Raw genomic sequence first — 12,817 nt, forward strand, 5'->3', positions numbered from 1 at the left:
GTTTTTACATTTGGATCGATTTCCTTCTTTTTATCCGCTACTTTACTTTTTTTCACCATTCGGGATTACCTTTAGCCCATCAGTTAACAAGGCTTTGTCCGATTTTGGAAACAAGATGATTTTCCCAGCAGATACTTTTGTAGAGTCTCTCACAAGGGTTGGGTTTCCTTCCAATACTAGTTCATCTTTTTTTTCATAATAAGTGGCAAACTCACCAGTGGCTTTCGCTGATTGTGTTTCTACCTGCACATCACCCCGAGCAACTGTTTCATTTTTTTCATCAAATCTTTCAATAAAGACCGATGTTAATTGTCCACGTTCTACTAAATCTTTTTTATTTAAAAAAACAATTTTGGGAGATTCGGTTAAATAAGAATAACCCTTTTCTTTATCATAAAATAGGATTCCACCTTCCATTCTATAACCATTTTCTTTATCCAAATAACTCACGTTACCCGTAGCTTTTATTTCTTTATTACTTTTTCTACTTTCCAATAAATCAGCTTTAAATTCAGAATTTTTTCTGTACATAAACGCATCACCATTCATAGAAGTAACGGTTTCTTTGCCTTTATTTAAGTGAGTCAAGGTTTTGCCTGAAAACAATGTTAGGACTCTTTCTTTTGTGACTGTATCTTTTTCTTTATCTTTTTTATTTTCGTAACTCACTTGGTAGATGGTTGCGTCTCCATCCAGTTGAATACTTCCTTCTTTCACAAAATAAGAAAGAGTTTGTCCTATGAGAAATCGATTTTCTGAGAACAAAAACGGTTCTCCTTTTAAATCGATACGATCTTCCTTTTCGGAAAAAACTGCATCCTCGCCGAAGACTTGGAATTCTTCAGAGGTAACAACTACTTTTCCTGCGAGAGTTGTTTTTGCTTCTTCCAAATTCCGAAGGATGGATTGGCATTTAATCCTAACCATTTTTCCATCTTTTTTTTGAGTTAAGATGGGATGATTTTCCAAACTAACAGTGCCAGCAACTTTATCATAAACACCTTTTGTTGCGGTGAGTGTCACTCCATTCTGAATGTCTTCAACAATCACTTGGCCTTTTAGGTTTCCGATAAGAGCTTCTTCACCAATGATTTCAATTTCCTTGGCACTAAGTTTAATGGACTTATGCATAATATAAGCCCCACCACCTAAGATAAAAACTTTTACTGGAAATCCATTCACCACTCTTTCTTCTTGTGTGAGACTACTTCCGCCCCAAATGATTGGGATTTTATCTTTTTTCGATTTTTTATCTTCGTTCTTTAGAATTGGATCATCCGATTTAAAAAAATCATCGTTCCCATACAAAATAGGAATCGGCGAAGTATTTAATTGCAAAACAAATCCTAAGAATAGAGATACAACCACCAATTGTCTCATGGTTTTTCCTTCAGTGGATTGGATCCGCCAACTGTGACTGCTTTTGGTTGGATGATTGTGAATTTATTTAAACTTTTATCAGCTCGTAATCCTTTCCCACGAATGGTGGTTCCATCAGAATAAACAAGGACATCCGCTTCAGAAGCGAGAGTTTTTTCTTCTAAATTATAAGTAAGAGATTCTGATTCGATAAATTTTCCGTCATTGGTTCTTAGGCGAACTTTTCCTTCTAATACTACTGTTTTGGTTTGGTGGTTAATCTCACCTCGATTCCCTGTCATGAGAGAGGTAACCTTACCTTTTTCAAACTGATTGAACTCAAATCCATACACAATGGTTTTGTTTTCTTTAGGAAAAATATAAGATTCTGCTCCCTTTAGTTTCCATTCTAATTCACCAGATTCTTTGTAAGAAGCACGGCTAAAGTTTCTCATTGAAACCATGGATCCAGATTCTTTTTCGACTTCGATGCGAAGGTATTCCTTGTCTTTACATGTTGTAAAAACTAAGAGGAAACATAATGTCCATACCTTCTTTTTCATGGGAGACGGACTAGTCCTCTAAAAACTTCGTTTTTACCAAACGATCCAATTCTAAAAGTTGAGTGAGTAATCCCTTTGCCTTTGCTAAAGGGAATTGTGTTGTTGCATCCGATAAAGCCTTTTCAGGATCAGGGTGAACTTCCATAAAAAGTCCCTCCACACCTACAGAAACTGCACCACGCATCATATGTGGAATGAACTCTCGCAAACCACCTGTTATGTTACCAGCAGCACCAGGTAACTGCGCTGAATGTGTTCCATCAAATACAATGGGAATTCCATGTTTATGCATCATAGGAATCCCTCTCAAATCAAACACAAGGTTTCCATATCCGAAACTCGCACCCCGTTCGGTGACCATGTACTTTTCAGAACCAGACTCTTGGATTTTTGTTTTGATATGCCTTGTGTCATCAGGGGCCATAAACTGGCCTTTTTTTACATTTACCCATTTTCCCGTTTCTGCTGCTTTTGCAATAAGATCCGTTTGTCGGCTTAAGAAAGCTGGAATTTGAAAAATGTCCACTGTGTCTTTTAATGGATCCACTTGAATGGTTTCATGGATGTCTGTCAGTACGGGAACATTGTATTTATTTTTGATAAAATCAAGAAGTTTCCGTCCTTCATCCAAACCTGGACCACGATAGGAATTGATAGACGAACGATTCGCTTTGTCAAAAGAAGATTTAAAAATATAAACAATGCCTAACTCATCACAGATGGCCTTCATTTCACCACAAACACGATCCAGTAAGTCTTTGTTCTCCATGACACAAGGCCCAGAGATTAGAAAAAACGGCTGACGACCTCCGATTTTTTTTCCAAAAAATTCTCTTTCTTCAATTAAATCGTACATCTTAATCCTCCGATTTTTTCGCTAATTTCGATGCAGCCTTGATAAAACCTGCAAAGAGTGGATGTGGATCAGTTGGTTTTGATTGGAATTCTGGATGGAATTGAACTCCTATGAACCAAGGATGGTTTGGAATTTCAACTATCTCCACCAAACTACCATCAGGTGAAAAACCAGATAAATTCATTCCTTTTTTCTCAAAATCATCCTTAAATCGAAGTGTAAATTCAAAACGGTGTCTGTGACGTTCTGAAATTCGATCAGCTTTATATTCACTATAAGCAAGTGTTCCTTTTTTAACCACACATGGATAAGCACCAAGGCGCATTGTTCCACCCATACGTTCGATTTCTTTTTGTTCTTCAATCATAGAAATCACAGGGTATTCAACATTTGGTTTGAATTCCGTTGAATTGGCGTCTTTGAAACCTAAAACATGGCGTGCAAATTCAATCACTGCACATTGCATTCCTAAACAAATCCCAAAAAATGGAATCTGTTTGGTTCTTGCATATTGGATGGCTGCAATTTTTCCTTCGATCCCACGTTCCCCAAACCCACCAGGAACAAGAACCCCGTGAACACCCTTAAGCAGTTCTTTGGTATTTTTGGAATCAATGTCTTCCGGATTAATTTTGACAACTTCCACTTCTACATCATTGGCGATTCCACCATGAGCCAAAGATTCGTAAACGGATCGATATGCATCTTGTAAGGAGATATATTTCCCAATTAATGCTATTTTTACGGTCTTTTTTGTATTACGAATTTTTTTAACCATATTTTCCCATTGGGAAAAATTAAGTTTTCGTAAATCCATACCGAGTGCATTGAGAACAACTTCATCCAATTTATCTTCTCTATACATCAGAGGAATTTCATAAATGGAAGTTGTGATATCAACAGCAGAGATTACATTTTGTTCTTTCACATTACAAAAGAGAGAGATTTTATTTTTCATCTCTTTTGACATTGGTTTATTGATCCTACAGATTAATACGTCTGGTTGGATTCCTAGTGCGAGTAATTCTTTTACTGAGTGTTGGGTAGGTTTTGTTTTAGCTTCACCAGCTGCAGTAATCGTAGGGACAAGTGTTAGGTGAAGGAATAAAACCTGGTTACTGCCATGTTCATATCGCATTTGGCGAATTGCTTCCAAAAATGGAATGGACTCAATATCTCCGACAGTCCCTCCAATTTCTACAATCACAAAGTCTGTTTCTTGATCACGCGTTAGATTATAAATACGATTTCGAATTTCATTGGTGATATGGGGTACAACTTGTACGGTTCTTCCAAGGTAATCCCCTTTCCGTTCCCGTTCGATGACTGCGTGGTAAATTTGACCCGTGGAAACAGAATTTTTACGGGAAAATTTTGATTTGGTGAAACGTTCATAATAACCTAAATCTAAATCCGTCTCTGCTCCATCTTCGGTCACATAAACTTCCCCATGTTGGTAGGGACTCATTGTACCTGGGTCAATATTGATATAAGGATCCATTTTTTGTAAAGAGACGGTATAACCTCTGGCTTCTAACAAACAACCGAGAGCGGCGACAGTGACCCCTTTTCCCAAAGAAGAGGAAACACCACCGGTAATGAATATATATCTGGTCTTGGACAAACTGGACCTCAAAAAAGAATGTTTTTTACAGACTGTTGGGATTTGGGTCCAAAATCAATACGTTTAGGAAGGGGATTTCGCTTTTTCTAAAATCTTGGTAGTGGATTTTCCGGAAACAAATGGCAAAATTTGAATATCCGCACCCATCTCCTTTAAAATTTGGTATTCTGGGAGGGTTTCAATTTGGTAGTCCCCACCTTTGGAATGGATAGAAGGTCTCACCTTTTTTAAAATTTCTAAGGGAGTATCTTCTGAAAAACTGGAAACAAAATCCACGGAAGATAAAGCAGCAAGCACCATCATTCGATCTTCACAGGAATTAATAGGTCTAGATTCACCTTTTAACCTTCTGACACTCTCATCAGAATTCACACCAATCCAAAGGTAATCTCCTAAATCACGAGCCTGCGCTAAATAACTCACATGACCTGGGTGTAAAATATCAAAACAACCATTCGTAAATACGATTTTTTTCCCTTCGAGAGTCTTACGTTTTGGTTCGATCTCTTCTTTTGAGATGATTTTACTTTGTATTGACTCGTAAAAATTCATATTGATTCCTCAAGATATCCCAAAGTCCGAAGAGCCTCTTCGATCTCAGATTGTGTCACCGTTGCCGCACCCAATTTCCCAACGACGATTCCAGCACTTACATTGGAGACTAGAGCTGCTTCCCCAATGTTCATCCCACTTGCAACAAACGCTGTATAGGTGGTGATTACCGTATCCCCTGCCCCTGTTACATCAAATACTTCCTTTGCAACGGTTGGGATATGGTAAAAACGATTGGATGTCCTTTCATAAATTGACATACCTTTTTCCCCTCTGGTAATCATCATCGCATCAGGGGTAATTTTCTCAGAAATTTCGCGACAAGCGAGTTCGATTTCAGAATCACTGGATAGTTTTTTACCTAATGCCTTTCCCGCCTCATGATGGTTTGGCGTCATGATATGTATGTTTTTGTATAAGAAAAAATGGCTTACTTGAGGATCAACAGTCACAATTTTTTTTTCTACATTACATAGAGAAATCACAGCTTGGATCAAAGAAGGGGTTAAATAACCCTTATCGTAATCAGAGAGGATTACGGCAGAAGCTTCTTTGATTTTCTCTTTTAATCGTTCCAAAATTTGTTTTTCTTCGTCATTTGTCAGTGGAACAATTTCTTCTCTGTCCACACGGCAAACTTGTTGGTGCGAAGCGATGATTCTTGTTTTTAGAATCGTGGGAATTTGTTTGGATTTTAGTAAGGCTAAGTCTTCTTTTGCTACCGAATTAGAAAGTAAAATTGATTCTAAATTTTCACCAGCTTTGTCTTCCCCAATTCTGCCAAAAACAATACCTCTAACTCCAATGGATGATAAGTTTTGAACAACATTACCTGATCCACCTAAAGTTTGTTTTTCGCTTCTAACCCAAACAACGGGAACAGGTGCTTCGGGAGAGATCCTTTCCACTGAACCAATTAAATATTCATCTAAAATCAAATCTCCTATGACGAGAACTTTGATTTGGGAAAGTTTGGCAAAGGTTTGGTGGAGCAAAGATTTTTTGATTTTCAACAAAGCCGAATCCTTGAATTGGTTTACAACTAAACATGGAATCTAAAACCTTTCTCTGTGTCAACCTTCCCCTTACCTCTATTTCCCTTACCAGATGTATTTCTGTTTCCTGGGATGTTTTTACCCTTACATATCTTTGAGCCGAGATACCGAATGTTACTGGATTTTTGTTTGGAAAACGGAGGAGAAATGGGTATGGCACCTTATCCGAAAGGTTATTTGGGAAATGGATTACCTCCTATTCCTGAGGTTGTAGGTTTTGGACATATCATCCAAAAGGAATCTTTACCTGATGGAAGATCCAATATCATTTTAGAGGGATTAGGAACTGCAGAGATTGTCAGCTTAACATCCACCGAACCCTTTTATATCGCACAAGTATCAAAACGAGAACACCAAAGAAATAAAAATGTTTCGGAGGAATTAAAAGAAAAAATTGAAGAATTGTTAGTTCTCACCAAACGAATCTTACTTGCTGAAGGAGCTGAAGAAGACCTAATTCTAAAAATGAACCAAATTTTGGTTCACCCATTTCCTGTGGATTTTATTGCTTCGCTCATTTATTTTGATTTTAAAACAAAACAAACCATTCTGGAAACAACCAATTTAGAAATCAAAGCAAATTTACTGAAACAAGTGTTAATGGGTCTTAATTTGGGAGAATAACCGTTTTATTTTTTAACTCTGCCACTAAAAACAAAAAGGACGGAAACTCAGAAGTATTCTCTCGATAAAACACCCTTGGATTTGTTTCCTTTGCGTTTAGATAGAAATAACTAGAGTTCTCTTTTCGTATGTATGCTCTTTCCAGATAATGGTTCGTTTGGGAATATAACAAAAAATCTTTCATTAAATCACTAATGGCAACATCAGTTTCACTTTGTTTTTTGGTCGCGATAAAAAACAAAGAAGTGGAATTACCCTCTTTTTTCTCGTAATGAAACTCGTTAGCCCAATGGCCTTTTTTCCCAAAACCAGATTCAGGAGAAGGTGTATCCCCTACCAAGTTAGGAATAAAATCCAAAGTTTCCCAAGGAACTTGTTTCCCTAAAAAATTTTCTTTAGCAAGGAAAGAACGCCACTGTTTCGAAAGGCCTCTCACTTGGAGTTTTGGTAACTCTAAATCTTCCCGAATGAAACCGCGAAGGGTCAAAAATCCAAGAAAACCCAACTGGACCTGTGAAATGGATTGGAAATCCCAAATTTCTTCCTCTTTCAGAGGGGATAAAAACAAGGAATCCATGGCATAAAAATCTTGGTGTTGGTATGGGTAAAATACCCCAGATTGGGAAGAAACGACTGATCCATCTAAACGATTCACAATAGAAGTATCGACGGACTTTGGAAAAGAGAAGAGTAAATTCCGCCCCTTCATTCGAGGCGGAAATCTTTACTTGCAAGGCGAGAAATTAGTCACTAGCGTAAAGTGCAGTAATTTTATCTTTGTATTTCTCAGTGATCAAATGGCGTTTCATTTTAAACAGGTTAGTCAATTCATCACCCACTTCAAATGGTTTTGTGATCAGGATGAAAGGAGTCACTTGTTCAAAAGACTTAAATCCAGTTTTGGTATTGTTCAGTGCTTTGATTTCTTTTTTGTAGAAATCGAGGACTTTTGGGTTTTCAATGAGTTTCTGTTTATCAGTTTCTCCGATACCATTTTCCTTAGCCCATGCCGTTAACTGTTCAAAATCAGGGACAACGATGGCACCTAAATTCTTTTGGTCTTGGCCAATCACCATACACTGTGAAATAAAAGGTGACTCAGTGAGTTTGTCTTCAATCGGAACTGGCTCAACGTTTTCACCACCAAGAAGAACCACTGTGTCTTTCGCACGGCCTGTAATGGTAAGGGTTTTTTTGAAATTGAACATTCCAATATCACCAGTGTCCATCCAACCATCTTTCAGAACTTTTGCTGTGGTTTCTGGGTTTTTGTAGTACCCTTTCATCACTTGAGGTCCACGGATGTGGATGACACCACGTTTGCCATAGGCTCCTGAAACCAATTTTTGGTTTGCATCAATGTGTGTGAGAACCTTTCCCAAATCATCTCGGATTTGTAATTCAGTCTCAGGAGTGATCACTCCAACGGAACCTTGTACCAATCGTTTGAAAGTTCGAACTGAAATCACAGGAGAAGTTTCTGTCATTCCGTATCCTTCCAATACATTGATTCCAATATCATTGAAGAATGCATCAACGTGTCTTTGTAAAGCACCACCACCAGAAACAGAAGCTTTTAACTCACCACCAGTTGCCTCACGAATTTTCGAAAGGACAACCAAATCGAGTAAAAAGTAAGGAATTGCTAAAACGATAGCAACCGTTAGATAGTATACACCTTTAAAAAGGGAAACGATCGGATTTCGCCCAACGTAATCAACTTGGTTTCCTTTTAAAAACCGAGTCGCTGCATTGAAGTGTTTTGAGAAAAAATAAGCCAAATTGAAAAGACCTCTGCGGATTGCAGGTGTTTGTTTTGGATCATTGATTCTTGTATAAATACCATTATAGATACTTTCCCAAAGTCTAGGAGCAGATGCCATAAACGTGGGTTTTGCTTTTTTCATATCATCACGAAGGTCACGAACATTCGTATAATACGTAGCACATCCCGCAGCAATCGCAAGGTATTCGAAAACTCGTTCAAATACGTGCCATACTGGCAGAATAGATAACATTCGTTCGTCGGCCTTGATTTCAATCATACTACCAAGAATGACTCTTGTTTGGTGGAGCATGTTACTGTGTTTTAACATAACCCCTTTTGGCATACCAGTTGTTCCTGAAGTATAAATGATGGTAAAAAGGTCATCAGGAAGAATGGATTTCATTCTTTCTTCTGCTTTTTTGGAACCTTTAGCTCTCAGTTCTTTCCCTTTTTCAATCAGGTCATACATTTTTAAGACACCAGTTGCTGTGGATTTTTTATCCATCACAATGAGTGTTTTTGCAAATTCTAGTTGGGAACGGTTCTTTTGGAACTTTTCCAACATTTTATCATTTTCTAAGAAAACAACTTTTGCTTCACAATGATTGAGAATATAAACAATTTCGGAATCGGTAATATCGGTTCCGCGTGGAACATCAGCAGCACCTGCCATCAAAATTCCATAATCGGAAACAATCCATTCCAATCGGTTATCGGCAAGCAATGCTACATTTTCTTTCGCATTCACACCTAAATCAATTAGAGCTTCTGCTAAGTTGATACCAAGATCATACACTTCTTTGAAGGTGACTGGTTTATAAGACTTCGATTCGTCTTTACTAACGAACGCGGGGCGGTTCCCAAATTTTTCAGCACTCTGCTGGAAGAGTTCGGGCAAATTGGCTGGCATGATTCTGACTCCTTTCTGAAAAGAAAACGGTAAAAGGTATCTTTAAGGGACTTTTTTAACGAACATGAGTCAAGACATTTTCATTCTTGCCATTGAAATCAAGGAACCCGCAAATATTTGTTTGGCATTGCACAATTATGGCAGATCAGACTTTGCCCAAACATGAGAACGGATGACGAGCCCTGTTAGGTCTTCTTTTTCCAAGCCGTACTGACGGTACACAATTTTTCCAGAACGATCAAAAACAAGAACACAAGGTATCCCTTCCACTTTGTAAAAATCTGTCATTTTCCAGTCTTTATCAAGTAAGGTGGGATAACTCATCTTCAATCGAATCATATCCTTTTTAATTTTGTCTAGTGGTTCTGTAGTGTCTGTGTTGATCCCTCGAAAAATAAAATCCGTCTCGGAAACCGAGTGTTTCCATTCGTTGATCGTGGGTACTGCTTTTGCGCATGGTTCACACCAGGTGGCCCAAAAATCCAAAACAATCACTTTGCCTTTCCAATCTGACAAAGTCTCAGTGGTTCCCATAATTGTTGGAAGTGGGTCTGGATAAAAATCTACTTTTACTGCTTCTGGTTTACAAAAAAAGAAAGAAAGGAAAACAAGAAGATAAAATCTGGAAGATATCAATTGGGAGAATACGGTTTTACTTTTTGGAATCATTGATTTATAACTACTTCTCCAACTTAGACGAATGGAATCTTTACGTAAAGGGAAACTGGAAAGGTAAAGGAATTTCGATGATCCCTTCATTCAGAGAACCTTATGAATCTGGTGATGAAACCCTTGTTATATGGAAATTTCAAGAAAATCAAATCAAATCCGTTTTTTCTCGAGGAAAATCCAAATACCACTTCCATTGGTCAGTGGAAGGTGACATCCTTTGTGACCGTATCAAACTATTCGCCAATGATGAAGATTGGGAATGTGAAATCCAGGCCATGACCAAGGAACGATTTCATTTACATGTGGTCCCCAAACAAGACAAAACTAAAATTCTATTTTCAGGTGTAGTGACAAAAAAGAAGGGGATTTTATCCTTCTTCTAAAACGGATCTAAACACAGATTCTGTGATTTTAGCTGCATTTTCCCAACGAAATTCATCAATCGAAACATTCACTGGAGATGGATTTTGAAATAAAAGATCAATTGTCTCTGCCCATCGTTTTGTATCCTCTTTCGAGTGAATGGGTAAATAACAAACATCGTCTTTACCAATTTCATGAAAGGTAGGAATATCGGAAACAATACATGGGACCTTATGAAATAAAGCTTCCACCATCGGAATTCCAAATCCTTCATATTTACTCGCAAAAACAAATAGTCCAGCTCGTTTGTAAACATGTTGCAATTCCGAATCGGAAACTGAATCCAAAATAAAAATATCCTTATAAAGTGTTCTTTCTTGGATTAACTCCTCAATGAATTCGGGAGATTCCCATCCGATTTTTCCAACAATCACCCATGGTCTGTAGTGGTGGGGATTTTTTTTTCTGTATTCTCGATATACTTCTAATAAAAAAGGATAATTTTTCCTAGGTTCGATTGTGGAAACAGACAAAAGATAACCAGTCCCTAAGTCTTTCACTCGGTTTGACATGGGTGTGTCTAATAACTTTGTCATTTCCACTGGATTCACACCTGGATACGCAACTCCAGTTTTTTGAACTGGGTAATCAAATTTTTTACACATATCATCACTTGTTTGTTTGGATATGGATAAAATAAAACTAGATCGCATAACGGAATAACGTTGGAACAATCTTTGTTGTAACCTTGCAATCCAACGCATCGTATTTGGATATAAATATAATACCAAATCACAATAGGTAAGAACTGCCTTGAGTTCCCTTGGCAAAAATGGCGGCAGTACTTGTTGTGAACCCCAAAACAAATCCAATCGATGGGTTAAGAGATAAAAAGGTATGTAGAGATTAAAATACAATCCACCTTTCCATTTCAAAAAACCTCCACCTTCTACCCACTTAACATTTTTTAACCCAAGGACTGCTTTATGGTCAGGATGTATTGGCAAATGTGAAAACAATAAAAACTCATATTTTTCCTGGTTGGGGAAAGCTTTTAAGGTTTCTGCAATGAGACGTCCTATACCTGAAACTCTAGTGGATAAAGGACGAGCATCCAATCCAATTTTATAAGTTTTCACCATCGTTCCTTCACCTTAAGTGAAAGTTGATGGAAATCAATTTTGCTTTCCAAATATTCAACAGCTTTTCTTTTTCCGGCAACAAGTCCAAAAGATAATGTTGTTTTTTGGTTAAATGAATAAGGTTTATCTTTTAATGGGAAAAATGTAAAATTTTCCTCATCTAATAATGCAATCCCACCACAGATATCCCATTCATTTTTAGGTTTTAAGGAAACGATTAAATCGATAAAACCAGCAGATAATAATCCAAGTTTGTAAGCAATGCTACCCATAGATCGAATTTCAAAATCTTCATGCCAAAACGAATCGTCAAAAAGACCTTCGCGCATTTCTGAAGCGGAAACAATTAATACAGGTTTTTTATTTTGCGAATCTGATTCTTGTAACGGATGTAATACGGAACCACTTTCAACAAGTAAGGTTCTAAAATTTTCATCTGTTGCATATGGTGCTTGGAGTTTTGCAAAAAAACTATTTTTTCCTTTCGAAAAAAATTCACCAGTTGCTGGGTTAAAAATAATCCCCCAAATTGCCTCTCCATTCCGAACGAGTCCCAAACTGAGTGCAAATTGATCATTTTTTTTAACAAATTCGCGCGTTCCGTCAATTGGATCTAAAATCCAAACCCATTCCTTATCTAAACGAGAAACCGTATCCGCTCTTTCCTCTGATAAAAATCCATGTCCAGGAAATCGATTGGATATTTTTTCATACAAAAATTCACTCGCATACAAATCTGCTTCCGTAACAGGATCGTTACCACCCTTATCACGAATTTGAAAATCGGTTTTATAAATGCCTAAGATGGAATCCCCAACGGATAGAACCCACCTCCATACTTCCTGAAACTCTTGTTCTTCCATTCCGTCCTTTTTTCTGGACCTAATTAATTCTTTTTTTCTTCTTTATGTGCACCAGAACTTAAATCCAATCCTTCTGGTTTCTCTAATACAATTTCTTCTACAGGTGAAGTCACATATGTTTCTGGATCCACTGGGAATTGGTATTGAAAATAATAATTTTTATACTTCACATAAAAAGTATTTGTACCTTCTGGACGTTCAGTTTGCAGGTCTTGGAATTTTAAATCTTTTAATTCTTTTTTAGGATTTGCAAATCGTTTTGATAATGTACTACGAACGGAACTTACCATATTTGCTTCAAAGTTTTTTTTCTTTTGTTCTTCAGTTAGTTTTGGGTTTCTTAAATGGTCCTCTAATTTGGTAAACTCTTCCGCCAAACCAGTGCTTTGTTGCGAAAATAAAAGTGTAACACTGCAACTCAAGATTACCAATACTTTAATCAAAAACTTCATAAGTTTACCCCTGA

Annotated in this window: 14 protein-coding genes; 2 read left to right on the forward strand and 12 right to left on the reverse strand. The window is 37.4% G+C overall.

What is annotated here, in order from left to right:
- Window positions 1-42: 42 nt before the first annotated feature.
- From CH354_RS08945 to rfaE1, 6 genes are all read right to left on the reverse strand, one after another.
- On the reverse strand, window positions 43-1,380 hold the full coding sequence (locus tag CH354_RS08945; RefSeq protein WP_100766405.1) for an LptA/OstA family protein: 1,338 nt from the start codon (window positions 1,378-1,380) through the stop codon (window positions 43-45).
- Window positions 1,377-1,922: an LPS export ABC transporter periplasmic protein LptC gene (gene lptC / locus CH354_RS08950; RefSeq protein WP_100726726.1), complete on the reverse strand. Its 546-nt coding sequence runs from the start codon at window positions 1,920-1,922 to the stop codon at window positions 1,377-1,379. Before lptC ends, CH354_RS08945 begins: the two co-directional genes overlap by 4 nt.
- A gap of 10 nt (window positions 1,923-1,932) precedes the next feature.
- A complete protein-coding gene (gene kdsA / locus CH354_RS08955) occupies window positions 1,933-2,778 on the reverse strand; it encodes a 3-deoxy-8-phosphooctulonate synthase (protein WP_100717063.1) in 846 nt (281 codons plus the stop codon).
- Between the two features lies 1 nt (window position 2,779).
- Window positions 2,780-4,402, reverse strand: coding sequence for a CTP synthase (locus tag CH354_RS08960; protein ID WP_100726725.1), 1,623 nt, complete (start codon window positions 4,400-4,402; stop codon window positions 2,780-2,782).
- A gap of 63 nt (window positions 4,403-4,465) precedes the next feature.
- Window positions 4,466-4,954: a D-glycero-beta-D-manno-heptose 1-phosphate adenylyltransferase gene (rfaE2, locus tag CH354_RS08965; protein ID WP_100717065.1), complete on the reverse strand. Its 489-nt coding sequence runs from the start codon at window positions 4,952-4,954 to the stop codon at window positions 4,466-4,468.
- Window positions 4,951-5,970, reverse strand: coding sequence for a D-glycero-beta-D-manno-heptose-7-phosphate kinase (gene rfaE1, locus CH354_RS08970; RefSeq protein ID WP_409036352.1), 1,020 nt, complete (start codon window positions 5,968-5,970; stop codon window positions 4,951-4,953). Before rfaE1 ends, rfaE2 begins: the two co-directional genes overlap by 4 nt.
- 111 nt (window positions 5,971-6,081) lie before the next feature.
- On the opposite strand from rfaE1, the gene CH354_RS08975 reads away from it, so the two are divergent.
- Complete coding sequence (locus CH354_RS08975; protein ID WP_243396049.1) at window positions 6,082-6,633, forward strand: LON peptidase substrate-binding domain-containing protein; 552 nt, start codon at window positions 6,082-6,084, stop codon at window positions 6,631-6,633.
- Here the strand turns inward: CH354_RS08975 and CH354_RS08980 are convergent.
- The 3 genes from CH354_RS08980 to CH354_RS08990 all read right to left on the reverse strand — a co-directional run bounded on the left by CH354_RS08980 (window position 6,617) and on the right by CH354_RS08990 (window position 9,980).
- Complete coding sequence (locus CH354_RS08980; protein ID WP_243396025.1) at window positions 6,617-7,342, reverse strand: LIC11631 family protein; 726 nt, start codon at window positions 7,340-7,342, stop codon at window positions 6,617-6,619. The genes CH354_RS08975 and CH354_RS08980 overlap by 17 nt on opposite strands.
- Window positions 7,343-7,376: 34 nt before the next feature.
- A complete protein-coding gene (locus CH354_RS08985; RefSeq protein ID WP_100726723.1) occupies window positions 7,377-9,311 on the reverse strand; it encodes an AMP-dependent synthetase/ligase in 1,935 nt (644 codons plus the stop codon).
- Between the two features lie 135 nt (window positions 9,312-9,446).
- Window positions 9,447-9,980 (reverse strand): TlpA family protein disulfide reductase, encoded by a 534-nt coding sequence (locus tag CH354_RS08990; RefSeq protein ID WP_100726722.1) that lies wholly within the window; start codon window positions 9,978-9,980, stop codon window positions 9,447-9,449.
- Between the two features lie 77 nt (window positions 9,981-10,057).
- On the opposite strand from CH354_RS08990, the gene CH354_RS08995 reads away from it, so the two are divergent.
- A complete protein-coding gene (locus CH354_RS08995) occupies window positions 10,058-10,366 on the forward strand; it encodes a hypothetical protein (protein WP_100726926.1) in 309 nt (102 codons plus the stop codon).
- Here CH354_RS08995 and CH354_RS09000 read toward each other — a convergent pair.
- The 3 genes from CH354_RS09000 to CH354_RS09010 are packed head-to-tail and all read right to left on the reverse strand — an operon-like array spanning window position 10,352 to window position 12,803.
- Entirely contained in the window at window positions 10,352-11,488 is a 1,137-nt protein-coding gene (locus CH354_RS09000) for a glycosyltransferase family 4 protein (RefSeq protein ID WP_100726721.1), read from the reverse strand. The two genes, CH354_RS08995 and CH354_RS09000, sit on opposite strands and share 15 nt — an antisense overlap.
- Window positions 11,482-12,351 (reverse strand): 3'(2'),5'-bisphosphate nucleotidase CysQ, encoded by an 870-nt coding sequence (locus CH354_RS09005; RefSeq protein WP_100717070.1) that lies wholly within the window; start codon window positions 12,349-12,351, stop codon window positions 11,482-11,484. Before CH354_RS09005 ends, CH354_RS09000 begins: the two co-directional genes overlap by 7 nt.
- 23 nt (window positions 12,352-12,374) lie before the next feature.
- The gene (locus CH354_RS09010; RefSeq protein ID WP_100726720.1) at window positions 12,375-12,803 is read right to left on the reverse strand and encodes an LIC11625 family surface-exposed protein; all 429 of its coding nucleotides are present in this window, start codon (window positions 12,801-12,803) and stop codon (window positions 12,375-12,377) included.
- Between the last annotated feature and the right edge of the window lie 14 nt (window positions 12,804-12,817).

Origin of the sequence: Leptospira levettii (assembly GCF_002812085.1) — a bacterium.
Classification (GTDB): domain Bacteria; phylum Spirochaetota; class Leptospiria; order Leptospirales; family Leptospiraceae; genus Leptospira_A; species Leptospira_A levettii.